Origin of the sequence: Streptomyces sp. NPDC006372 (genome assembly GCF_040612515.1) — a bacterium.
In the GTDB taxonomy this organism is placed as follows: Bacteria; Actinomycetota; Actinomycetes; order Streptomycetales; family Streptomycetaceae; genus Streptomyces.
The window spans coordinates 1-22391 of the sequence record NZ_JBEXQJ010000043.1 but is presented as its reverse complement, the minus strand read 5'-3'; the positions used below and the strand labels follow the sequence as shown (position 1 = coordinate 22391).

The 22391-nt window shown below is 71.8% G+C and carries 27 protein-coding genes and 1 riboswitch; of the genes, 16 read left to right on the top strand and 11 right to left on the bottom strand.

Annotated elements, in window-relative coordinates; translation table 11 throughout:
• Position 1: 1 nt before the first annotated feature.
• The 4 genes from ABZ016_RS37830 to ABZ016_RS37815 form a co-directional block, all read right to left on the bottom strand.
• Positions 2-1723 carry an urease subunit alpha gene (locus ABZ016_RS37830; RefSeq protein ID WP_356921284.1) on the bottom strand — a complete coding sequence of 574 codons (1722 nt, stop codon included), beginning with the start codon at positions 1721-1723 and terminating at the stop codon, positions 2-4.
• Entirely contained in the window at positions 1716-2027 is a 312-nt protein-coding gene (locus tag ABZ016_RS37825; RefSeq protein WP_356921283.1) for an urease subunit beta, read from the bottom strand. Before ABZ016_RS37825 ends, ABZ016_RS37830 begins: the two co-directional genes overlap by 8 nt.
• 12 nt (positions 2028-2039) lie before the next feature.
• Positions 2040-2342: an urease subunit gamma gene (locus tag ABZ016_RS37820; protein ID WP_356921281.1), complete on the bottom strand. Its 303-nt coding sequence runs from the start codon at positions 2340-2342 to the stop codon at positions 2040-2042.
• Positions 2343-2452: 110 nt separating this feature from the next.
• Entirely contained in the window at positions 2453-3100 is a 648-nt protein-coding gene (locus ABZ016_RS37815; protein ID WP_356921280.1) for a TetR/AcrR family transcriptional regulator, read from the bottom strand.
• A gap of 120 nt (positions 3101-3220) precedes the next feature.
• Here ABZ016_RS37815 and ABZ016_RS37810 point away from each other — a divergent pair, with 120 nt between their 5' ends.
• Positions 3221-4216 (top strand): ABC transporter permease, encoded by a 996-nt coding sequence (locus ABZ016_RS37810; protein WP_356921279.1) that lies wholly within the window; start codon positions 3221-3223, stop codon positions 4214-4216.
• 74 nt (positions 4217-4290) lie between these two features.
• Here ABZ016_RS37810 and ABZ016_RS37805 read toward each other — a convergent pair whose 3' ends face one another.
• Positions 4291-4578, bottom strand: coding sequence for a type II toxin-antitoxin system Phd/YefM family antitoxin (locus tag ABZ016_RS37805; RefSeq protein ID WP_356921278.1), 288 nt, complete (start codon positions 4576-4578; stop codon positions 4291-4293).
• A gap of 90 nt (positions 4579-4668) precedes the next feature.
• Here ABZ016_RS37805 and ABZ016_RS37800 point away from each other — a divergent pair, with 90 nt between their 5' ends.
• From ABZ016_RS37800 to ABZ016_RS37785, 4 genes are all read left to right on the top strand, one after another.
• On the top strand, positions 4669-5304 hold the full coding sequence (locus ABZ016_RS37800; protein WP_356921277.1) for an ATP-dependent Clp protease proteolytic subunit: 636 nt from the start codon (positions 4669-4671) through the stop codon (positions 5302-5304).
• A gap of 7 nt (positions 5305-5311) precedes the next feature.
• Positions 5312-5620 (top strand): hypothetical protein, encoded by a 309-nt coding sequence (locus tag ABZ016_RS37795; RefSeq protein ID WP_356921276.1) that lies wholly within the window; start codon positions 5312-5314, stop codon positions 5618-5620.
• 367 nt (positions 5621-5987) lie between these two features.
• A riboswitch (cyclic di-AMP (ydaO/yuaA leader) is annotated at positions 5988-6168 on the top strand.
• Between the two features lie 3 nt (positions 6169-6171).
• Positions 6172-6645 carry a C40 family peptidase gene (locus ABZ016_RS37790; RefSeq protein ID WP_356921275.1) on the top strand — a complete coding sequence of 158 codons (474 nt, stop codon included), beginning with the start codon at positions 6172-6174 and terminating at the stop codon, positions 6643-6645.
• A gap of 81 nt (positions 6646-6726) precedes the next feature.
• Positions 6727-7368, top strand: a complete 642-nt coding sequence (locus ABZ016_RS37785; protein WP_356921274.1) for a DUF6328 family protein — start codon at positions 6727-6729, stop codon at positions 7366-7368.
• 19 nt (positions 7369-7387) lie between these two features.
• Here ABZ016_RS37785 and ABZ016_RS37780 read toward each other — a convergent pair whose 3' ends face one another.
• The gene (locus ABZ016_RS37780; protein ID WP_356921273.1) at positions 7388-7846 is read right to left on the bottom strand and encodes an ATP-binding protein; all 459 of its coding nucleotides are present in this window, start codon (positions 7844-7846) and stop codon (positions 7388-7390) included.
• A gap of 212 nt (positions 7847-8058) precedes the next feature.
• Between ABZ016_RS37780 and ABZ016_RS37775 the strand changes: the two genes are divergently transcribed.
• Both ABZ016_RS37775 and ABZ016_RS37770 read left to right on the top strand, forming a co-directional pair.
• Positions 8059-8922 (top strand): helix-turn-helix transcriptional regulator, encoded by an 864-nt coding sequence (locus ABZ016_RS37775; protein ID WP_356921272.1) that lies wholly within the window; start codon positions 8059-8061, stop codon positions 8920-8922.
• A gap of 9 nt (positions 8923-8931) precedes the next feature.
• Positions 8932-9162, top strand: coding sequence for a DUF397 domain-containing protein (locus tag ABZ016_RS37770; RefSeq protein WP_345665870.1), 231 nt, complete (start codon positions 8932-8934; stop codon positions 9160-9162).
• 64 nt (positions 9163-9226) lie between these two features.
• Here the strand turns inward: ABZ016_RS37770 and ABZ016_RS37765 are convergent, their stop codons facing one another.
• Positions 9227-10354: an 8-amino-7-oxononanoate synthase gene (locus ABZ016_RS37765; RefSeq protein WP_356921271.1), complete on the bottom strand. Its 1128-nt coding sequence runs from the start codon at positions 10352-10354 to the stop codon at positions 9227-9229.
• A gap of 150 nt (positions 10355-10504) precedes the next feature.
• Here ABZ016_RS37765 and bioB point away from each other — a divergent pair, with 150 nt between their 5' ends.
• The 5 genes from bioB to ABZ016_RS37740 all read left to right on the top strand — a co-directional run bounded on the left by bioB (position 10505) and on the right by ABZ016_RS37740 (position 15406).
• Positions 10505-11677, top strand: coding sequence for a biotin synthase BioB (gene bioB, locus ABZ016_RS37760; RefSeq protein ID WP_356921270.1), 1173 nt, complete (start codon positions 10505-10507; stop codon positions 11675-11677).
• Positions 11670-12950 carry an adenosylmethionine--8-amino-7-oxononanoate transaminase gene (locus ABZ016_RS37755; RefSeq protein ID WP_356921269.1) on the top strand — a complete coding sequence of 427 codons (1281 nt, stop codon included), beginning with the start codon at positions 11670-11672 and terminating at the stop codon, positions 12948-12950. The genes bioB and ABZ016_RS37755 overlap by 8 nt, the downstream gene beginning before the upstream one ends.
• A gap of 1 nt (position 12951) precedes the next feature.
• The gene (gene bioD / locus ABZ016_RS37750) at positions 12952-13668 is read left to right on the top strand and encodes a dethiobiotin synthase (protein ID WP_356921268.1); all 717 of its coding nucleotides are present in this window, start codon (positions 12952-12954) and stop codon (positions 13666-13668) included.
• 84 nt (positions 13669-13752) lie between these two features.
• Positions 13753-14652 carry a class A beta-lactamase gene (gene bla / locus ABZ016_RS37745; protein ID WP_356921267.1) on the top strand — a complete coding sequence of 300 codons (900 nt, stop codon included), beginning with the start codon at positions 13753-13755 and terminating at the stop codon, positions 14650-14652.
• 79 nt (positions 14653-14731) lie between these two features.
• Positions 14732-15406, top strand: a complete 675-nt coding sequence (locus ABZ016_RS37740; protein ID WP_356921266.1) for a class I SAM-dependent methyltransferase — start codon at positions 14732-14734, stop codon at positions 15404-15406.
• 8 nt (positions 15407-15414) lie between these two features.
• Here the strand turns inward: ABZ016_RS37740 and ABZ016_RS37735 are convergent, their stop codons facing one another.
• Positions 15415-15789: a fic family toxin-antitoxin system, toxin component gene (locus tag ABZ016_RS37735; RefSeq protein ID WP_356921265.1), complete on the bottom strand. Its 375-nt coding sequence runs from the start codon at positions 15787-15789 to the stop codon at positions 15415-15417.
• Between the two features lie 4 nt (positions 15790-15793).
• On the bottom strand, positions 15794-16033 hold the full coding sequence (locus ABZ016_RS37730; RefSeq protein ID WP_003988727.1) for a hypothetical protein: 240 nt from the start codon (positions 16031-16033) through the stop codon (positions 15794-15796).
• Positions 16034-16177: 144 nt separating this feature from the next.
• Here ABZ016_RS37730 and ABZ016_RS37725 point away from each other — a divergent pair, with 144 nt between their 5' ends.
• From ABZ016_RS37725 to ABZ016_RS37710, 4 genes are read left to right on the top strand one after another with little or no spacing between them, the layout of a single operon-like run.
• Entirely contained in the window at positions 16178-16993 is an 816-nt protein-coding gene (locus ABZ016_RS37725; protein WP_356921264.1) for an ABC transporter ATP-binding protein, read from the top strand.
• Between the two features lie 4 nt (positions 16994-16997).
• Complete coding sequence (locus ABZ016_RS37720) at positions 16998-19565, top strand: FtsX-like permease family protein (protein ID WP_356921263.1); 2568 nt, start codon at positions 16998-17000, stop codon at positions 19563-19565.
• Between the two features lie 47 nt (positions 19566-19612).
• Complete coding sequence (locus tag ABZ016_RS37715; protein ID WP_356921262.1) at positions 19613-20503, top strand: LLM class F420-dependent oxidoreductase; 891 nt, start codon at positions 19613-19615, stop codon at positions 20501-20503.
• Between the two features lie 55 nt (positions 20504-20558).
• Positions 20559-20984, top strand: coding sequence for a GNAT family N-acetyltransferase (locus ABZ016_RS37710; protein ID WP_356921261.1), 426 nt, complete (start codon positions 20559-20561; stop codon positions 20982-20984).
• On the opposite strand, the gene ABZ016_RS37705 is transcribed toward ABZ016_RS37710, so the two are convergent.
• Positions 20974-21546 (bottom strand): TetR/AcrR family transcriptional regulator, encoded by a 573-nt coding sequence (locus ABZ016_RS37705; RefSeq protein ID WP_356921260.1) that lies wholly within the window; start codon positions 21544-21546, stop codon positions 20974-20976. The genes ABZ016_RS37710 and ABZ016_RS37705 overlap by 11 nt on opposite strands.
• 30 nt (positions 21547-21576) lie before the next feature.
• The coding region (locus tag ABZ016_RS37700; RefSeq protein WP_356921259.1) for an amidase family protein at positions 21577-22391 on the bottom strand (815 nt) is incomplete at its 5' end.

The window sequence follows — 22391 nt, the reverse complement described above, 5'->3', positions numbered from 1 at the left end:
CTCAGAACAGGAAGTACCGCTGGGCCATGGGGAGTTCGGCCGCCGGAGCCGCCTCGACCAGCTCTCCGTCGATGTGCACGGCGAAGCTGTCGGGATCGACCCGTACCTCGGGCCGTGCGTCGTTCTCCCGCATATCGGCCTTGGTGACGCCGCGCGTCGAGTCGATCGCCACGAACCGCTTGCCGAGGCCCAGCCGCTCCGGCAGCCCGTCCTCGACGGCGAGGGGCGCGACGAAGTTGACGGAGTTGGCGGCCGGGGCCCGCCCGATCGCCCCGTACATCGGGCGGGGCAGGATGGGCTGCGGGGTGGGGATGGAGGCGTTCGCGTCGCCCATCTGCGCGTACGCGATCTGTCCGCCCTTGATGACGAGTTGCGGCTTGACGCCGAAGAACGCGGGCTCCCACAGCACCAGGTCGGCCAGCTTGCCGCTCTCCACCGACCCGATCTCCCGCGCCAGGCCCTGGGCGAGGGCCGGGTTGATCGTGTACTTGGCGACATAGCGACGGACCCGGCGGTTGTCGGCCCGTCCGTCCCCCGGCAGCGCGCCCCGGCGCCGCTTCATGACGTGCGCGGTCTGCCAGGTCCGCATGACGACCTCGCCGACACGCCCCATGGCCTGGGAGTCGGAGGAGATGATCGAGATGGCGCCCAGGTCGTGCAGCACGTCCTCCGCGCCGATCGTGGACGGCCTGATCCTGGACTCGGCGAAGGCCAGATCCTCCGGAACCGCCGGGTTGAGGTGGTGGCACACCATCAGCATGTCGAGGTGTTCCTCGGCGGTGTTGACCGTGAACGGCCGGGTCGGGTTCGTGGAGCTCGGCAGCACGTACGACTCGGAGACCACGGTCATGATGTCCGGCGCGTGCCCGCCGCCCGCGCCCTCGGTGTGGTACGCGTGGATGCCCCGCCCGGCGATGGCGGCGAGCGTGTCGCCGACGAACCCGGCCTCGTTGAGGGTGTCCGTGTGGATGGCGACCTGGATGCCCGTCTGTTCGGCGACGGTGAGCGCGGCGTCGATGACGGCCGGGGTGGAGCCCCAGTCCTCGTGCAGTTTCAGGCCGAGCGCGCCGCCCCGGATCTGGGACCGCATCGCGTCGTGGGAGACGGTGTTGCCCTTGCCGAGCAGGCCGATGTTGAGCGGGTGGGCCTCCATCGACTCCAGCATGCGCGCGAGATGCCAGGGTCCGGGGGTCACGGTGGTGGCCTTGGAGCCCTCGGCGGGGCCCGTGCCGCCGCCGACGAGCGTCGTGATGCCCGAGGCCAGCGCTTCGTCGGCGATCTGCGGGCAGATGAAGTGGACGTGCGCGTCGATCGCGCCCGCCGTGAGGATCCGCCCGTTGCCGGCGATGACCTCCGTCTCCGGCCCGATCACGAGGTCCGGGTGCACGCCGTCCATGGTGTCGGGGTTGCCGGCCTTGCCGATCCCGGTGATCCGCCCGTCGCGGATGCCGATGTCGGCCTTGACGATCCCCCAGTGATCGATGATCACCGCGCCGGTGATGACGGTGTCCGGGGTGCCCTCGGCGCGGGTGGCACGGGACTGGCCCATGGACTCGCGGATCACCTTGCCGCCACCGAACACCGCCTCGTCACCGGCGAGTCCGGGGCCGCCCGAGCGGTCCTCCTCGATCTCGACCAGCAGGTCGGTGTCGGCGAGCCGGATCCGGTCGCCGGTCGTCGGGCCGAACAGGTCGGCGTAGGCGGCACGCGAGATCTCAGGCATCGAGGGCACCTCCGGTCTCCCCGCGCAGACCGGGCACGACACGGGCGCCGGTGAGCGGAACGAGTTCGACGTCGACCGGGATCCCGGGCTCGAAGCGCACGGCCGTGCCGGCGGCGACGTTCAGCCGCTTGCCGCGGGCGGCGGCGCGGTCGAAATCCAGACCGGGGTTGGCCTCGGCGAAGTGGTAGTGGGAGCCGACCTGGACGGGCCGGTCGGCGGCGTTGAGGACCGTGAGCCGGGTGACGTCGCGGCCCTCGTTGTACACGATCGGCTCGTCGGCGAAGAGGATCTCTCCGGGAATCATCGGACCCCTTCCTCAGACGATGGGCTCGTGGACGGTGACGAGCTTGGTGCCGTCCGGGAAGGTGGCCTCGACCTGGACGTCGTGGATCATCTCCGGGATGCCTTCCATGACGTCGTCCCGGGTGAGCAGCTTGCGTCCGGAGGACATGAGTTCGGCGACCGTACGGCCGTCTCGGGCACCCTCGAGGATGTGGGACGTGATGAGGGCGACCGCCTCGGGGTGGTTGAGCCTGAGACCACGGGCCCGGCGCTTCTCGGCCACGTCGGCGGCCACGTGGATCAGGAGTCGCTCTTGCTCGTGCGGGGTCAGCTGCACGTCCCACCTCACAGTCGTCGCTCCGGACCGTGCGGGGCCCGGTTGCCGCAGCCCCGGGGAAAAGCCCTGGTGGCGTGGCGGCAGGCTAGTCGGATCGGGTTTCAGGCACGTTAACCGAGCTGTGATCCATCGGCCGCCGCCGGGGCGTCCCGCATGCTCGTCAGCGCCCGCAGACCATCGCGGAGGACCTCGACCGGAGCGGGTCCGAACAGGGACTGCTGTGCGATGAACCCCAGTACGGCGGCGATCATCGTGCGGGCCACATGGTCCGGCGTCACGTCCGCCCGCATCAGCCCGGCCTCCTGGTAGCCCTCGACGATCCTGCCCCAGGCCGCGCGGACCGAGCCGTAGCCCTCCCGCAGGACGGCCGCCAGTTCCTCGTTGCGCTGGGTCTCCGTCCAGACCTGGACCACGAGCCTCGGGAACGCGGGCCGGCCGTCGACGACGAGGGACTCGCGGGCGGCGAGCGTCCTGCCGAGGACGGCGGCGACGAGTTCGTCCGGCGGCGGGGGCGGGCTCTCCCGTGCCGCCTCCTCGAAGGCCTCGCGGACCGAACCGAGCACGTCGCCGACGATCGCCCCGATCAGCTCCTCCTTGCCGCTGAAGTAGCGGTAGACGGCGCCGGCGGAGAGTCCGACCTCCTTGAGCACGTCCTGCATGGACGTGGCGTGGAAGCCGTTGCGGGCGAAGCAGAGCGCGGCGCCGTCGAGGATCTGGCGGCGGCGGGCGTCGAGATGTTCCTGGGAGACGCGGGCCATGGTCCACAAAATAAAACGAATATTCATTCTTGACAAGGTCGCCCAGGCGGAGCACGGTGGGAGCAGAGAAAAACGAACGATCCTTCTTTTTAGCTGGTGCAGTCACCCGCAGGAGATCCCATGCCCTCCACGACCAGCCGCCGTCTGATCGCGGTCATCGTCCTCGTGCCTGTCCTCGCGGCCCTGGCCCTGTGGGCCTTCGCCTGGCCCGCCGCCCGTACCGCGCCGCGCGACCTGCCCCTGGGCGTCGCGGGGCCGCCCGCCGCGACGGCGCAGCTGGCGAAGCAGCTGGAGGGACACGAGGGCGCCTTCGAGATCCACCGCTACGCCGACGAGGCGGCGGCCCGGGGTGCCATCGAGGACCGGACCGTGTACGGCGCGGTCGTGGTCGCGCCGCGGGGCCCCGAGCTGCTCACCGCGTCCGCCGCCGGGCCGGCCGTGGCCCAGTTCCTCCAGCAGGCCGTGGCACGGCAGGGAGCTGCCGAGGCCGGGCAGGTGAAGACGGTCGACATGGTGGCCGCCCCGGCGGGCGATCCGCGCGGCGCGGCACTGGGCGCCGCCGTGCTGCCGCTCGCGCTGGCCGGCATCGTGACGGGAGCGGTCGTCACCCTCCTGGGGCTGCGGGGCGCGCGGGCCGTGGTCGCGCTGCTCGGCGCGTCCGCCCTGGTGGGTGTGGTCGCGGCCGGGATCGCGCACAGCTGGCTCGGGGTGCTCACGGGCGAGTGGTGGGCGGAGGCAGCCGTGCTGGGCCTGTCGGCGCTGGCCGTCAGCGGTGCCGTCGCCGGCCTCGCCGCCCTGATCGGCACGGCCGGCGTCGGGATCGCCGGAGCCGTGGTGATGTTCCTCGGCAACCCCTTCTCCGGGGCCGCCACGGCGCCGGAGATGCTGCCGGAGCCGGCCGGCGCGATCGGCCAGTGGCTGCCGCCCGGCGCGGGCGCGACGCTGCTGCGCTCGGTGTCGTACTTCGACGGGGCGGCGGCGACCGGCCCGGCCCTCACCCTGACCTGGTGGGCGGCGCTGGGCCTCGGGGCCGTACTGCTCGGCGGTTCGCTCCGGGCGCGAAAGGCGGGCAGCGTGCCCACGGCCGACAGGCGGGAGCTCACGACCGTCGGCTGAGTCCGGCCCCGCACAGAACGACCGTGCATCCCCGCCGCAGCGGACGGGGTGCACGGTCTTCCGTCTGTCGGCGGCTAAGCCGGATTGGCCCCCCGGTGCTCCGCCGCGATGCCGAACCGCTGCCGTTCGCGAGCAGCGGACGCGACCTCGTGAACCGTGGAGACCGCGCTGACCACCTGCTCTTCCGCGGGCTCCGCGAGCTCCTGGGCCTCTTCGAGTCGCCGCAGGTCATCGGCGGAGACGAGGGCGACGAGAGGCTTGCCGTGCCGGGTGACGACGACACGCTCGCCGGCGTACACCACGCGGTTGATCAGGTCGGCGAGTTCAGCCCTGGCTTGCGTCACCGGAATCTCGTAGGCCATGTCCCCATCATAACGTCACGTACGTCCTGTACATTTTTTACAGAGACAGCTGTCGCCGGAGACAGCTCCGCCCGCGAGGAGGGGTTCACCATGACCCGACCGTCCGCCCGTTACGTCCTGCCCGAGTTCACCGAACGGACGGGGTCCGGGCAACGGACGATGGATCCGTACTCGAAGCTGCTGGAGGAGCGGATCGTCTTCCTCGGGACGCCGGTGGACGAGACCTCGGCGAACGACGTGATGGCCCAGCTCATGTACCTGGAACACCAGGCGCCCGACCGCGACATCTCGCTCTACATCAACTCCCCCGGCGGCGCGTTCCACGCGATGACGGCCGTCTACGACACGATGCAGTACGTCAACTGCGACGTGGAGACGGTCTGCCTGGGCCAGACCGGGGCGGCCGCCTCCGTACTGCTCGCGGCGGGCACGCCCGGCAAGCGATCCGTGCTGCCCGACGCGCGTCTGGTGATCCATCAGCCCGCGCTGCCCGAGCCGGTCCACGGGCAGGCCAGCGATCTGGCGATCCAGGCCGACGAGCTGACGCGGATCCGGACCCGCATGGAGGAGATGCTCGCGCGGCACACGGGCCGCACCCGGGAGCAGGTGAGCGCGGACATCGAGCGCGACAAGATCCTCACCGCCCAGGAGGCGGTGGAGTACGGCCTGGTGGACCGGATCGTCCCGAACCGCAAGGCCACCCTGGCCCCGCCGACCGGAAGGTGAGTCGCCGGTGCTTCCGCCCGAACTGCCGCCACTGCCCGCCCTGACGCGCGCCGAGGCGGAGTTGATCGACCGCTACCTCGAGGTCGTCGACCTGCTCGGCCGGATCAACCCGGCCCTGGACGGCGACACCTACCGTGGACTGCGCGCCGCCCAGGCCCTGGTCGGCAAGGCGATCGCGCTGCGTGACGCACTCACCCTGATGCACCAGCGGGGCGAGACGGAACTGCACGCCACCACCCTGGCCAGGGCCCTGCGGGTGCTCGACGGAGAGCGGCGCACGGCGCGGGTCACCCTGCCCCCTGACTCCGTCAGTTGACGCGGACTCACCGGCCCGGACGCCCGCTTCGATGACGAGGCGTCCGGGACCGAGTCGAAACGGCCCGAAAGACGTACCCCTGTTCGGAGTAGACAGGAGTCGTGTTTTCGGGCTGTCGCAGTTGCGCAACAGGTCTGACCGAGGGGCGGAATCAGGCATTCCATCCCAGGTCCGGCGGCCCGCGGGCCCGTGGACGGCGACTCGAACGCAGAGGTGTCCACCCGAACGGATGAGTGGTGAGTAACAACACAAATCCCAGGTTCCGTTGGGATTTCCGGACATCCATGCGCCAAGATCCCTGTCGACGACAAGCCCCCGCCACAGCGGCGGGGCGGTCCGGGCGGACGCCGAGTCCTGCCGCCGCCCGGATGACCGGTCGACAGAAGTGCATCGGCAGGAGTGGAGGACCCAAGCACGACGGGTCGCCGGGACGGTCACGCCATGACCGGGCCCGAGCAGCCCTTGGGGTGAAGCCGCGTCAGCGGCCGGGCAACTTCGCCAGCCCGAATCCGACAGGTCATCCTTCACAGGCGGCTGACGAAGGGTTGCGCATGACTGCGCTCAATCGTGTCCCGTCGCTCATGGTCCGGGCCGGTACGGCCTCGGCCCTCACCATCGCCGCCGTGGGCGGCTCGATCGTGGCCCCCGGCTTCTCCTCCGAAGCAGCGGCAGCCACGCCGGCGACGAAGGCGCTCCAGATAGCGGCCTCGAAGAAGGGTTCGCCCTACAAGTACGGCGCCACCGGGCCGCACCGGTTCGACTGCTCCGGCCTGACGCTGTACTCGTTCAAGAAGGCGGGCAAGAAACTGCCCCGCACGGCCGCCCAGCAGTACAACAAGACGCGCCACATCTCGGCCAAGAGCCGCAAGGCGGGAGACCTGGTGTTCTTCCACTCGGGCCGCAGCGTGTACCACGTCGGCATCTACGCGGGTAAGAACAAGCTCTGGCACTCCCCGAAGAGCGGGGACGTGGTGCGACTGCAGAAGATCTGGACCAAGAGCGTCTGGTACGGGCGCGTGAAGTGATCCGCCCGGCGTGCGGCGGCGTCCTGACGCGCCGCCGCACGCCGGAGCGTGACACGGGCTGAAATGGTTACCCGTGACTCCATGGCCGAGCACCGTCCTTGCACCGCACGCGGCGAGACGCCGTTGCAGCGCGCCGACCGCAACTTCGTCGAGCTGCTCCAGGAACTCCGGGTCACCCAGACGGGCGTACAGATCCTCTTCGCCTTCCTGCTGTCCCTGGCCTTCACCTCGCGTTTCGGGTCCCTCGACTCCTTCCAGCGCGTCGTCTACGTCGTCACGCTGCTGCTGGCGGTCCTGGCCGCGGCGCTGTTCACCGCGCCGGCCGCGCTGCACCGCTCGCTCTTCCAGCAGGGCGCCAAGGCGCGCATCGTGCAGGTCTCCTCGCGCCTGGCCACCACGGGGCTGATCGTTCTGGTGTTCGCCTTCAGTGGTTCCGTGCTGCTGGTGGTGGACGTGACGACACGCCGGGCCGGCGGGATCGCCGCGGGCGCGGCGACCTTCCTGGTCTGTACCGGCCTGTGGGGGCTGCTTCCCCGGCTGGTGCGGCGGTCGGGACTGCGCGACGCGTCGGACGGCGTCTCCGAGGAACCGGAGGCCCCCGTCGAGAAGCCGGTCCCCCGGGGCACGGTCCGGATCCCCGCACCGCTGCGTGGCACCATCACGCCGCCGGCAGCGGTTCGAGGAGGAGCAGCACACCGAGAGGCGTCAGCGCGGCGCCGGTGACACCCTCGACGCCTGAGATTCACGGTTCCTGCTGCCCGGCTGCCGTCACGGTCCGGGCCGGGACGGCCCACGGGAGTTCGATGAGGATGGTCTTGCCGCCCTCACGGGTCGGCCGGATCCTGAGCTTGCCGCCGCATTCCGCTGTCAGCCAGCGGATGATGACCAGGCCTCGTCCGTTGTCCTGCTGAACGGCGGCGGGCAGCCGTCTGGGAAAGCGGGGGTGACTGTCCGTGACGCCGATGCGCAGTCGTTCGTCCCGGTCGAGTACGACGTCCACCGTGAAGGTGGGCGACTGGCCGAAGGTGTGCTGGACGGCGTTGGTGGCGAGCTCGGAGACGATGAGCCGGACGGTGTCGGACACTTCCGTGTCCGCCGGCAGACCCCACTCCGCGAGCGTGCCCACCACGTAGGCGCGTGCCGCGGAGACCGAGGCCGGATCGCTCGGCAGAGTGACGGATGCTTCCAGATGGTCTGCCATGGCGACGTCGTCCCTTTCCCACGGGACCGGAGTCCGACACGGAGCGGATGGTTCGAGTACGGTCCCGGACTGGTGCTTCGTCGTCAGACTGCCACCAGAACACCCGCGAGGGGCGTCGATCCACCAAGATATGCATATATCTGTCGCTCAAAGCGGTGAACTCTGCGACGCGAGACCGTATTTGGGTGGCTCGTAAGGAGTAAGGAGAACCCATGCAACACGGTCCCGCGGTGCGCCGCCGGAAACTGGGCGCCGAGCTACGCGCACTGCGCACCTCAGCGGGGGTCACCAGCGGACAGGCGGCCCGGCTGGTGGGCTGGCACCAGTCGAAAGTCAGCCGGATCGAGACCGGTACGAGCGGGGTGAAACCGGCCGATGTGCGGTTACTGCTCGACGCCTACGGTGTCGCCGACTCCCAACTGCGCGAGCTACTCATGGTGTTGGCAGGGGCCGACGACAGCGGTGGCGGCCGGCACCACTGGTGGCACGCCTATCGGGGCGTCCTGCCACCGACCTACCGGGACTTCATCAGCCTGGAGTCCCAGGCCGGCGTGATGCGCACGCTGGAGACCACGGTCGTCCCGGGGCTGCTGCAGACCCCCGAGTACGCGCGTGCGGTCACGAAGGCCGCGGTGGAGGGCCTGTCGGAGGAGCGGCTGGACACGCTGGTCGAGGTGCGGCTGGCCCGGCAGGACGTGCTGCGGGCGGATCCGCCGCTGGAGCTGAGCGCCGTCCTGGACGAGGCGGTGCTGCGGCGGGAGGTGGGCGGGCCCGGGGTCATGGCACGGCAGCTGGAACGACTGGTCGAAGCGGCTCGGTTGCCGCAAGTCCGGTTGCAGGTGCTGCCGTTCACCGCCGGGGCGCACATCGGCGTCACCGGCCCTTTCGTTATTTTCTCATTTTCGAGCACCTCCGATCTCGATGTGGTTGTTCTCGACCACTTGACGAGTAGCCTCTACCTCGAGCGGAAAGAAGACCTCCGGGTCTACTCGGAGGCCTTCAACGCCCTTCAGATCCACGCCCTTTCGCCCGAGGACTCGTTGGATTTCATCGCCGGGACAGCCGCCGGCGTTTAAGGAGGCACCATGCGTGCACTGCCTCGTCATGTCCCCTCAAGCCTCGAACTGCACGGTGTGCGGTGGTTGCGCAGCAGCTACAGCACCGGCGCGAACAACTGCGTCGAGACCGCGCGTCCGGTCACCCCGGACCGGTCCGGCCTGCTCGCCGTGCGCGACTCCAAGGACCCCGCCGGGCCCGCGCTGCTCTTCTCTCCGGAGAGCTGGGCGGAGTTCACGGCCGCGGTCGACCGCATCTGAGCCTGCTTTTGAGCCGCTTCTGATCAGTCCCTCATCGGGCGGCGCACGGCCGTGTCACGCCGACTCATGGCCGCGTCTCGCCGATCAGCCGTACAGCGCGTTCGATCTGTTCCGCGGTCAGGTCCGCGCGGGCGGTCAGCCTGAGCCGTGAGATGCCGTCGGGCACGGACGGAGGACGGAAGCAGCCCACGGCCAGGCCCGCCGCGCGGCACTCGGCCGCCCAGCGCACGGCGTCCTCGGGAGAGGGCGCCCGCACCGAGACCACCGCGGCGTCCGGACGTACCGCTTCCAGACCCGCGGCGGTCAGGCGTGCGTGCAGCTCGCCGGCCACCGCGCGGGCCCGCGCCGCACGTTCCGGCTCGCGGCGCAGCAGCCGCAGGGCCCCCAGGGCCGCCCCCGCCGCCGCGGGGGCGAGTCCGGTGTCGAAGATGAACGTCCGTGCCGCGTTGACCAGGTGCTCGACCACCCGGGCGGGACCGAGGACGGCCCCGCCCTGGCTGCCGAGCGACTTGGACAGCGTGACCGTCGCGACGACATCGTCGGCGCCCGCGAGCCCCGCCGCGTACGGGGCGCCCCGGCCGCCGTCGCCGAGCACGCCCAGGCCGTGCGCGTCGTCGACCACCAGGCCGGCGCCGTGTTCCCGGCACGCCGCGGCGAGCGCGGTCAGCGGGGCGGCGTCGCCGTCCACCGAGAAGACCGTGTCGGACACGGTGATCGCCGTGCCCTCGTGCGTCTGGAGCGCCTTGCGGACGGCGTCCGGGTCGGCGTGTGCCACGACCTGGGTGGTGCCGCGGGCCAGCCGGCAGCCGTCGATGAGCGAGGCGTGGTTGCCCGCGTCGGAGACGATCAGTGAGCCGTGCGGGGCCAGCGCGGTCACCGCGGCGAGGTTGGCCGCGTAGCCGGAGGAGAAGACGAGGGCCGCCTCGAATCCGCAGAAACCGGCCAGTTCCCGTTCGAGTTCGGCGTGCAGTTCGGTGCTGCCGGTGACGAGCCGGGAGCCGGTCGAGCCGCCGCCCCACACCCGCGCGGCGCGGGCCGCGCCCTCGGTGACCTCGGGGTGGCGGGCCAGACCCAGGTAGTCGTTGCTCGCCAGGTCGAGGAGCGGTGAAGCGGCCGGACGGGGGCGCAGAGTCCGTACGAGTCCGGCGCGGTCGCGTGCTCGCGCCTGCTCGTCGATCCAGCCGAACGCCATGGGTGGTCCTCCGGGGAATTTGTAGGCAGTGCACAGACACTAGCGGGACCACCAGCAGGTCACTGTGTGGCAATACCCACACCTCGAAGCGACTCTGTTGTACGAACTCTCCTTGGCCCGGGACGGCTCCGTAGGCCAGGATCGACTCTCATGGACCTGCTGAACACGCTGGTGGACAAGGGGCTTCGGCGCGAGACGCCGACCCGCGAAGAGGCACTCGCCGTCCTCGCGACGTCCGACGACGACCTGCTCGATGTGGTGGCCGCGGCCGGGAAGGTGCGCCGGCACTGGTTCGGCCGACGGGTGAAACTCAACTATCTCGTCAACCTGAAGTCGGGCCTGTGCCCGGAGGACTGCTCCTACTGTTCCCAGCGGCTGGGCTCCGAGGCCGGGATCCTGAAGTACACGTGGCTCAAACCCGACCAGGCCTCGGACGCCGCGGCGGCGGGTGTGGCCGGGGGCGCCAAGCGGGTGTGTCTGGTGGCCAGCGGGCGTGGCCCGACCGACCGGGACGTGGACCGGGTCTCCGACACGATCAGGACGATCAAGGAGAAGAACGAGGGCGTCGAGGTGTGCGCCTGCCTCGGGCTGCTCTCCGACGGGCAGGCCGAGCGGCTGCGCGAGGCGGGCGCCGACGCCTACAACCACAACCTCAACACCTCCGAGGCGACGTACGGCGACATCACCACGACGCACACGTACGCCGACCGCGTCGACACCGTCAACAAGGCGCACGCGGCGGGTCTGTCCGCCTGCTCCGGGCTGATCGCCGGCATGGGCGAGACGGACGAGGACCTGGTGGACGTCGTCTTCTCGCTGCGTGAGCTGGACCCGGACTCGGTGCCGGTCAACTTCCTGATCCCGTTCGAGGGCACCCCGCTCGCCAAGGAGTGGAACCTGACTCCGCAGCGGTGCCTCAGGATCCTGGCGATGACGCGGTTCGTCTGCCCGGACGTCGAGGTGCGGATCGCGGGCGGGCGCGAGGTCCATCTGCGCACCCTGCAGCCGCTCGCCCTGCACCTGGCCAACTCGATCTTCCTCGGCGACTACCTCACCAGTGAGGGCCAGGCCGGCAAGGCCGACCTGGAGATGATCGCGGACGCCGGGTTCGAGGTGGAGGGCACCGACCAGGTGACGCTGCCGGAGCACCGGGCCGCAGGCGGGTGCCACGACGGCGGCGGAGTGTGCGGTTCCGAGGGCGGCGGGTGCGGAGCCGACGCCGCGGCGCAGGTCTCCGAGCCGCGCGAGGCCGCCGAGCCCCGTACGGATCTGGTCGCCGTGCGCCGCCGGGGCGCCGGAACGGACCTCGCGCCCAATGCCTGAGCTGACGGTGCCCGAGCTGCTGGAGCTCGACCGGCGGCATGTGTGGCATCCGTACGGCCCGATGCCCGGCCGGCAGGAACCGCTGGTCGTGGAGTCGGCGAGCGGGGTGCGGCTGAAGCTCGCGGACGGCTCGGGTGAGCTGGTCGACGGCATGTCGTCCTGGTGGTCGGCGATCCACGGCTACAACCACCCGGCGCTGAACGAGGCGGCGCGCGGGCAGCTGGGGCGGATGAGCCATGTGATGTTCGGCGGGCTCACCCACGAGCCCGCCGTACGGCTGGCGAAGCTCCTTGTCGACATGTCGCCCGAGGGGCTTGAGCATGTGTTCCTGGCCGACTCCGGATCGGTGTCGGTCGAGGTCGCGGTCAAGATGTGCCTGCAGTACTGGCGCTCGCTGGGCCGCCCCGGCAAACAACGGCTGCTGACCTGGCGCGGCGGCTACCACGGCGACACCTGGCAGCCGATGTCGGTGTGCGATCCCGAGGGCGGGATGCACGAGTTGTGGGCCGGGGTGCTCCAGCGCCAGGTGTTCGCGGACCCGCCGCCGGCCGAGTACGACGAGGTGTACGCCGAGCACCTGCGCACGCTGATCGCGCGGCACGCCGACGAGCTGGCCGCCGTGATCGTCGAGCCGGTGGTGCAGGGCGCGGGCGGGATGCGGTTCCACTCCCCCGCCTGTCTGCGGGTGCTGCGCGAGGCGTGCGACGCGCATGACGTGCTGCTGGTGTTCGACGAGATCGCGACCGGCTTCGGCCGTACGGGCGCGCTGTTCGCGGCGGAGCACGCCGCCGTGACCCCGGACGTGATGTGCGTCGGCAAGGCGCTGACCGGCGGTTATCTGACGATGGCCGCGACGCTGTGCACCCCGCGCGTGGCCGACGGCATCTCGCGCGGCGAGGTGCCCGTGCTCGCGCACGGGCCGACCTTCATGGGCAATCCACTGGCGGCGGCGGTGGCGTGCGCCTCCATCGAGCTGCTGCTCGGCCAGGACTGGCTCGCGGAGGTCAAGCGGATCGAGGCGGGGCTGCGGGACGGACTCGCGGCGGCCGCCGAGCTCCCGGGCGTCAAGGACGTGCGGGTGCTCGGCGCCATCGGCGTCGTGCAGCTGGACCACGCCGTGGACATGAAGGCGGCCATGGAGGCTGCCGTACGCGAGGGCGTGTGGCTGCGGCCGTTCCGCGATCTGATCTACACCATGCCGCCGTACGTGACGGGCGACGCGGACGTGGCGCGGATCGCGCGTGCGGTGTGCGCGGCGGCACGGGAGGGATGACATGCCGGTACTGGTGATCACGGGCACGGGCACGGAGGTCGGCAAGACGGTCGTGACCGCCGCCGTCGCGGCGACGGCACGGGCGGCCGGCCGTTCGGTGGCCGTGCTGAAGGCCGCGCAGACGGGCGTGCGGCCGGACGAGCCGGGGGACGCCGCCGAGGTGGCGCGGCTCGCGGGCGACGTGACGACGGCCGAACTCGCGCGGTACCCGGAGCCGTTGGCGCCGGCGACGGCCGCCCGCCGGGCCGGTCGCGCCCCGGTGCATCCGCACGAGGTCGCGGAGGCCGCCGCCAAACTGTCCACCGAGCACGACCTGGTGCTGGTCGAGGGCGCGGGCGGACTGCTCGTGCGGTTCGACGCGGCCGGCGGCACCCTGGCGGACGCGGCCGGGCTGCTGTCGGCCCCGGTGCTGGTGGTGGCACCGGCGGGGCTCGGCACCCTGAACACGACGGAGCTGACGGCGCGTGAACTGCGCTCCCGGGGGCTGGACCTCGCGGGCGTCGTGATCGGGAGCTGGCCCGCCGCCCCGGATCTCGCCGCGCGCTGCAATCTCGCGGACCTGCCGGACGTGGCGGGAGCGCCGCTGCTGGGCGCCGTCCCTGCCGGTTCGGGGCGTCTCGACCCGGCCGCCTTCCGGACGGCGGCACCGCACTGGCTGGCGCCGCGCCTGGACGGTACGTGGGACGCGGCGGCGTTCCAGGCGCCGCGGGTGTCCTGAGAGTCCCGGCAGGCGCGCGGTGCAACCGGCGCGGGTGTGGTCGCGTGTTGAACTACGTAAGTGATCACCTCCGAAGGGACCACTGTGCACACCAACGGATTACGTCCGTCCCGCCGTACCGCCCTCGTGCTGGGCACGGCCGCCGCTCTCGCAGCGGGCGGCGGCACGGCCTTCGCGTCACCCGGCAACGGCGGCGTCACCGCGCGACTGAGGGAGATCGAGCAGGAGCACACCGCCCGGCTGGGCGTGTACGCGCGGAACCTGCGCACGGGCCGGACGGTGGCGTACCGGGCCGGCGAACGCTTCCCGATGGCCTCGGTGTTCAAGACGCTCGCCGTTGCCGCCGTCCTGCGCGACCTCGACCGCGACGGCGAGTTCCTGGCCCGGCGCATCCACTACACCAAGGACTACGTCGAAGAGTCGGGCTACTCCCCCGTCACCGAGGTCAACGTCGCGACCGGCATGACCGTGGCCGAACTGTGCGACGCCACCATCCGCTTCAGCGACAACACCGCGGGCAACCTGCTCCTGAAGGAGCTGGGCGGGCCGACCGCCGTCACGCGCTTCTGCCGCTCGGTCGGTGACCGTGTCACCCGGCTCGACCGCTGGGAGGACGAACTCAACTCCGCGGAACCGTGGCGTGTGACGGACACGACCACGCCCCGCGCCATCGGCCTGACCTACGCCCGTCTCGTGCTCGGCGACGCGCTGGAACCCCGGGACCGCGCCCGGCTCACGGACTGGCTGCTCCGCAACACGACCAGCGTCGACAGGTTCCGCAAGGGCCTGCCCGCCGACTGGCTGCTCGCCGACAAGACCGGCGGAGGACGGTACGGCACCAACAACGACGTGGGCATCACCTGGCCGCCGGACGGCCCGCCGATCGTGATGTCCGTCCTGACCACCCAGCCGGAGGAGGACGCCCCCACCGACGACCCGCTGGTGGCCGAGACGGCCGCGCTGCTCGCGGCGGAGCTCGGCTAGGGCCTGAGCAGGTGGCAGGGGTGGGCCGGGCCCGTCCGGGGGACAATCGCGGTAGGCCCGCCTCGACAGGGAGGTTCCCATGCCGCTCCGTTCCGGCAAGGTGCCCCGGGATGCCGTGCACCATCCGCTGTTCGCCCGTTGCTACGCCCGGGTGAGTGTGAGCGCCGAGACCCGGATGGGCATGGGCCGGGTGCGCGAGAGACTGCTCGGCGGGCTGTCCGGGCGGGTGATCGAGGTCGGCGCGGGCAACGGGCTGAACTTCGGGCACTACCCGGGCACCGTCTCGGAGGTCGTGGCCATCGAACCCGAGCGGCGGCTGCGGCAGCTGGCCGTGGAGGCCGCCCTGCGCGCGGAGGTCCCGGTGGACGTGGTGCCGGGCGCGGCCGAGGCGCTGCCGGTCAAGGGCGAGGCCTTCGACGGGGCCGTGCTGTCCCTGGTGCTGTGCAGTGTGCGGGACGTGCCCCGGGCGCTCGGAGAGCTGCGGCGGGTGCTGCGGCCGGGCGGTGAGCTGCGGTTCTTCGAGCACGGGCGGGGCGGCGGCCGGATGATGACCTTCAGTCAGCGGGCCCTGGACAGGACCGTCTGGCCGATGCTGGCCGGCGGCTGCCATCTGTCGCGGGAGCCCGTACGGGCGCTGCGCGACGCCGGCTTCGAACTCGGCCCCTACCGGCGGGTGCTGATGCCGGAGCAGGGGCCGGTCCTGCCCAGCTCGTACTGCGTGCTGGGCACGGCGTGGCGCCCGCTCGAGACGTAGTCAGGCGGTCACAGGCTCCACTGGCGCAGCTCCTGCTCGATGTCCCGCACCGACGCCTCGCCGCTCTTGACCAGCCGGGCGAGGTCACGGACCTGCTCGGGCGAGGTGACGACCTTGGCGCCGCTGGCGACGAGGTAGGCGTAGGCGACGGCGGAGGCGAACAGGGCGTTGGAGCGTTCCAGCGCGGGGACGTGGATCAGGAGCTGGAGCAGGGCGGCGGCGCGGGCGTGCGGGCTGTCGTAGACGGGGACGTCGAATATCTCGGCCTGGTGGCGTGCGACGGCGGCGACGAGGGCTCCCCAGTCGGTGACCTGGGGGTCTCCCGGGGTCTTCTGCTCGGCGAGCATCAGCAGCCAGGCGAGGTCGATCTCGAGGTTGTTCAAGAGTTCAGTGGCGACCTTCGCGCGTGCCCTCGCGGTCCGGGCCGAATTCCTCGGCGAAGACCGACTCGTACTGCTTCATGAAGTCGGCGGCGGCCTCCACGAAGGTGTGGCCCACCTCGCCGGTGTCCTGCCTGACCAGCTCCTCGATGTAGCGGTTGACGCTCATGCCGCGGGCCAGGGCGCGTTCGCGGGCGGCTCGGGCGGTGCCCTCGTCGACTCGCACGTTCAGCTGGGTCTTCGCCATACCTCGAAGCTAGCGCGTGAGTGCTAGCACCGGCAAGACCAGGACTCCGACCCGCGGAGGATACCGAGTGTGGGCCGGGTCACATTACGCTCGGGCAGGGCGAGGAGTCCTGACGTTCCTGACGTCCATCCTGAGGAGGCGGCCTTGTCCACACCCGCTGCGGAGCATGCCCCCGGCCTCGCGCCGGCCGACGGGATCGCGGCCCGCGCCCGCGGTCTGACCAAGGCGTACGGTTCGGGCGAGACGGCCGTCCTGGCCCTCGACTCGGTGGACGTGGACGTCACGCGCGGCCGGTTCACCGCGGTGATGGGGCCCTCGGGCTCCGGGAAGTCCACGCTCATGCACTGCCTGGCGGGGCTCGACACCGTCTCGGCCGGTCAGGTGTGGCTCGGCGACACGGAGATCACGGGATTGAAGGAACGCGAGCTGACGCGGCTGCGCCGGGACCGGATCGGGTTCATGTTCCAGTCGTTCAACCTCATCCCGACCCTGAACGCACTGGAGAACATCACCCTGCCCATGGACATCGCGGGGCACCGGCCCGACGCGGGGTGGCTGGACCAGGTCATCGACACCCTGGGTCTGCGGGACCGGCTCCGGCACCGGCCGTCGCAGCTCTCGGGGGGCCAGCAGCAGCGCGTGGCGTGTGCGCGGGCGCTGGCCTCGCGGCCCGAGCTGATCTTCGCGGACGAGCCGACCGGCAACCTCGACTCGCGCGCCGGCCTGGAGGTGCTCGGCTTTCTGCGCGAGGCGGTGGACCAGCTCGGTCAGACAGTCGTCATGGTCACCCACGACCCGGGCGCCGCCGCCCACTCCGACCTGGTGCTCTTCCTGGGCGACGGCCGGATCGTCGACGAGATGCCACGGCCGACGGCGGAGGCGGTACTGGAACGCATGAAGCGTTTCGATGTCATCCGCACCCGGCACGAGGACGCCCCGGCGCCGGGCCAGGAGCACTGACACCGTGCTCAAGGCGACCCTGAGGAGCTTTCTGGCGCACAAGGGGCGGCTGCTGCTCTCGGCGCTCGCCGTCCTGCTGTCCGTCGCGTTCGTCACGGGGAGCCTGATCTTCTCCGACACCGTCAGCCGTACCTTCGACCGGCTGTTCGCCTCCACCGCGGCCGATGTCACGGTCAGCCCGAAGGACGGCCTCGACGAGGCGGTGCCCTCCGGCCGGACGGCGACCCTGCCCGCCGCGCTCGCCGACCGGGTACGGAGGGTCGACGGGGTCGCCGCGGCCCGCGCCGAGGTGAAGGTGACCGGCATCACGGTCGTCGACAAGGACAGGAAACCGGTCGGACCGACCACCGGGGCCCCGACACTGGGCAACTCCTGGGACCCGGGCGGGCGCAGCCCCGTCGAGCTGACCTCGGGCCACGCACCGCACGGTCCCGCCCAGGCGCTGCTCGACTCGGAGACCGCCGACCGCCGGAACGTGCGCATCGGCGACACCCTCACCGTGATCGCACCGCCCGGGTCGTTCCGGGTCCGGGTCGTCGGCATCGTCACGTTCACCACCACCAACCCCGGCTCCGCCCGGGTCTTCTTCGACGTCCCCACCGCGCGGACGAAGCTGCTGGGCGACCCGCGGGCGGCGACCAGCATCGAGGCCGACGCCGCCGACGGGGTCGGCGACGGGCAGCTCAAGCGGCGCGTGGCCGCCGCGCTCGGCGCGCACAGCTACGACTTCCGGACGGCCGGCGAGCAGGCCGAGTCGGACGTCGAGCAGCTCGGCGGGTTCCTCGACGTCATCAAATATGTGATGGTCGGTTTCGCCGGGGTCGCCGTGCTGGTGGGCGTGTTCCTGATCGTCAACACCTTCTCCATGCTCATCGCCCAGCGCACCCGCGAGCTGGGCCTGCTGCGTGCGCTCGGCGCCGACCGGCGCCAGGTCCGCGACTCGGTGCTCACCGAGGCGCTGCTGCTCGGTCTGGTCGGCTCCACGCTGGGGCTGGCCGCGGGCATCGGGCTCGCGGCCGGGCTCACCGAGCTGATGGGCCTGCTCGGCATGAACATCGACGCCGACGAGATGGTGATCGGCTGGGCGACGCCCCTGGCGGCGTACGTCGTCGGTCTCGGTGTCACCTTCGTCGCCGCGTATCTGCCGGCGCGGCGGGCCGCGGGCGTCTCCCCGATGGCCGCGCTCTCGGACGCCGAGGTCGCCGGGGTCGGCCGGCCGCTGCGGATGCGCGCGGTGGCGGGCGCGGTGGTCGGGGCGGCCGGTGCGGCGGCGCTCGTGGGCTGCGCGGTGTCCGAGCGGACCTCGTCGGCGGCGTCCCTGCTGGGGCTCGGTGTCGTGCTCACCCTGATCGCGACCGTGATCGCCGGGCCGCTGCTGGTGCGCCCGGTGATCCGGGTGCTCGGCTCGGCCTTTCCCGCGCTGTTCGGGTCCATCGGCCGGATGAGCCAGCGCAACGCCCTGCGCAATCCCCGCCGGACGGGGGCCACCGCGGCCGCCCTGATGGTGGGCATCGCCCTGGTCGCCGGGATGTCGGTGGCGAGCGCCTCGATGAACAGGTCGTTCGACCAGCAGATCGACAAGACGCTCGGCGCCGACTTCGTGATCCAGAACGGCAACTTCCTGCCGTTCCCGCGGGAGATCACCGACGCGGTGCGGGACACCGACGGCGTGGGCCTGGTCGTGCGCGGACGGTTCACACCGGTCGCGGTGCGGCTCCCGGACGGCGACCGGGTGGAGACGACCGCCGCGGGCTACGATCCGCGGCTCGACGAGGTCGCCAACATCACCTACGCGCGCGGGGACTCGGCGGCCGCGCTCGCTGCCGGACACCTCGCCATGGACCGGGACTTCGCACGGGACCACGGCGTACGGGTGGGCAGCAGGGTCCCGGTGGAGTTCCAGGGCGGACGCCGGGCCGGGCTGACGGTCGGCGCCCTCACCGACCAGGACGCCGCCGAGGGCTTCGGCACGCAGGGCGGGCTCTACTTCGGGCTCGCCACCCTCGAACGGTACGCGCCGGGCGGTCAGGACGCCGCGCTGTACGTCAACGCCTCGCCCGGCACGAGCGACGACGACCTGCGCGCCGGTCTCGAGAAGACCCTGGACCCGTACCCCCAGGTGCAGGTGCGGGACCTGGCCGACTACAAGCGGCTGGTCCATGACCAGATCGCCGTCCTGCTGTACCTCGTGTACGCGCTGCTGGGGCTGGCGATCATCATCGCGGTGCTCGGCGTGGTCAACACCCTCGCACTGTCGGTCGTCGAACGCACCCGGGAGATCGGGCTGCTGCGGGCGATCGGGCTGGCGCGGCGTCAGCTGCGGCGGATGATCCGGCTGGAGTCGGTGGTGATCGCGGTGTTCGGAGCGGTCCTGGGGCTCGCGCTGGGACTGGTGTGGGGCGTGTGCATGCAGCAGGTGCTGGCACTCCAGGGCATGACGGCCCTCGCGATCCCGTGGGGCACGATCGTCGCGGTGGTGATCGGCTCGGCGGTGGTGGGGGTCGTGGCGGCGCTGCTGCCGGCGTTGCGTGCGTCCCGTATGAACGTACTGGCGGCCATCGCGCACGAATGATGGAATCGCGACGGGTACTCGAGTCCGCTGGTGTGTGAGGAGAGTTCATGTCGCGTCCGTTCCGCTTCGCGGTCAACCTGCTGGAATCCACGTCCGCCGACGAGTGGCGCGCGAAGTGCCGCCGGGCCGAGGAGCTCGGTTACGACGTGATCCTCGTCCCCGACCATCTGGGCATGCCCGCGCCGTTCCCGGCGCTCGTGGCGGCAGCCGAGGCGACCGATCGTCCGCGGGTCGGCACCTTCACCCTCAACGCGGCTTTCTGGAACCCGGCACTGCTGGCCCGCGAGGTGGCCACGACGGACGCGCTGACGGGCGGCCGCCTGGAGCTCGGGCTCGGCACCGGCTACGTCCGGGAGGAACACGAGACGGCCGGGCTGCCGTTCGGCTCGCCGGGCGAGCGGGTGGACCATCTGCGGCGGACGGTCGAGGAACTGGAGCGTCTGCTGGGCTCGAAGGAGCACCAGCCGCAGGCCACGCAGCGGCCCCGGGTGCCGCTGCTGATCGGCGGGAACGGCGACCGCGTACTGCGGCTGAGCGCCGAGCACGCCGACATCGCGTCGTTCACGGGGGCGCGTACGGCGCCGGACAGCACGACCGGGCAGCTGACGCCGATCTCGGCGGACGAGCTGGACCAACGCGTGGCGCGGCTGCTGGAGTTCGCGGGGCACCGGGAGGAGCCGCCCGAGCTGAACCTGCTCATCCAGATGGTGATCGGCACCGAGGACCGCGAGGCCGCCGTCCAGCCGTTCCTCGAACTGGTCCCGGACATGACGGTCGATCAGGTCCTGGAGCTGCCCGTCACCCTGCTCGGCACCCTGGACGAGATCACGGAGCAGGTCCTCGCCCGGCGCGAGCGCTACGGCTTCACGTACTTCACGGTGCTGGAGCCCTACATGGAGGCGTTCGCGCCGGTCATGGAGCGGGTGCGCGGACTCTGACGTCCGCATCCTGGAATGGTGCGCCCCTGCCCGTGGCACGTGGTGTGATCACCGCATGACCGAGTTGCACATCCGGGCCGCGACGCCCGAGGACCTCGACACCGTGCTGGCCTTCTGGAAGGTGGCCGCCGAGGGCACGAGCATCAGCGACGACCGCGGCGGCGTGGAGCGGCTGGTCGCGCGCGACCCCGAGGCGCTGATCCTGGCGGAGCGGGACGGCGACTTGGCCGGCACGGTGATCGCGGGCTTCGACGGCTGGCGCTGCCATCTGTACCGGCTGGCCGTGCATCCGGACCTCCGCCGCCGGGGAATCGGCTCCGCGCTGCTCGCCGCGGCCGAGGAGCGGTTCGTGCGGCTCGGCGGGCGGCGCGCGGACGCGATGGTGCTGACACGCAACGAGACCGCGCACCACGCGTGGGGTGCCGCGGGTTACGGACCCGAGGAGCAGTGGCGGCGCTGGGTGAAGCCCCTCACCGACTAGCCGGGCCGGCCGGGGCAAGGACCCCTGCCACGAGCCGGTGGGCGTAGGCGGCGTCGAGGCCGTCCGGGCGGAAGAGGATGCGGTACATCATGGGGGCGACGACCTGGTCGATGACCGTTTCGACGTCGGGTGCCGGCTCCCCGCGCCCGGTCGCCCGGGCCAGGACGGTACCGATCTGCTCGGCGGCGTAGGCCGAGCACCGGCCGGCGTTGCCGCCGTCCGGGTCACCGAGCAGGGCGTCGCGGATGTAGGCGCGGCCGGTGGGCGAGGACATCTCGTCGAGGAACTGCTCGGCCCATGCCGTCAGGTCGGACGCCAGGGTGCCGTGGTCCCGGGGTGCGGTGTCGGGCCGCAGCCGCTCCACCGCCACGTCCGACAGCAGTTCCTGGAGGTCTCCCCAGCGGCGGTAGACCGTCGACGGTGTCACGCCCGCGCGCTGGGCGATCATCGGCACGGTCAGGGCGTCCCGGCCGACCTCGGAGGCGAGTTCGCGCACGGCGGCGTGCACCGACGCCTGGACACGGGCGCTGCGCCCGCCGGGGCGCACCATCTGCCTGCTCATGACGCCCACCTTAAAGCGAAATCGTTGCGTCTAACGAGTCACCGTGGTCGCCGGTGCGGGCGCGAGCCCACGGGCGGGCCGGGTCTGTTCGTAGGCGTGGCCGACCCGCAGGAGCAGGCTCTCTCCGAGCGGCTTCCCGAGGAGCTGCATGCCGATCGGCAGGCCCGCCGTGTCGTGGCCGGCCGGTACGGACAGGGCGGGCAGGCCGGTGATGTTGGCGGGGGCGGAGAGCCGCACAAAGGCGTCGGCGACGGTCTCGACGGTGCCGTCGGGCCAGGTGATCGTCTCCTGGCCGGCCTCGACCGCGGTGGCCGGAACGGCGGGTGCGGCGATGAGGTCGACGTCCCGCAGCACGCGCTCCCATTCCTGCCGCATGAGGGTGCGGGAGCGCTGGGCGCGCAGATAGTCCCCGGCGGGCATCAGTTCACCGGCCTCGAGGAGGATCCGGACGTCGTCCTGGTAGAGCTCGGGGACCGTGCGCAGGGTGTTCTCGTGGTAGGCGGTGGCCTCGGGCACCATCAGGCCCCACTGGGTGGCCTGGACGTAGCGGGTCATGGGGATCTCGACGTCGACGAGGCGGGCACCGAGGGCCTCGAGCTGCCCGATGGCGCGCCGGACGGCGGCCTCCACCTCCGGGTCGACACGGTCGAAGTAGTAGGTGCGAGGCACGCCGATCCGCAGTCCGGTCAGGTCGGTGTCCGGGCCCGGCCGGTACCGCGCCGGGGGCGCGGGCAGGGAGGCGGGGTCGCGGGGGTGCTCGTACGTGTAGGCGGTGCTGTCGACGGTGGCCGCGGAGATCTGTCCGGCCAGGTCGTAGGTGTAGGTCTCGGCCCCGGCCTTGGTCT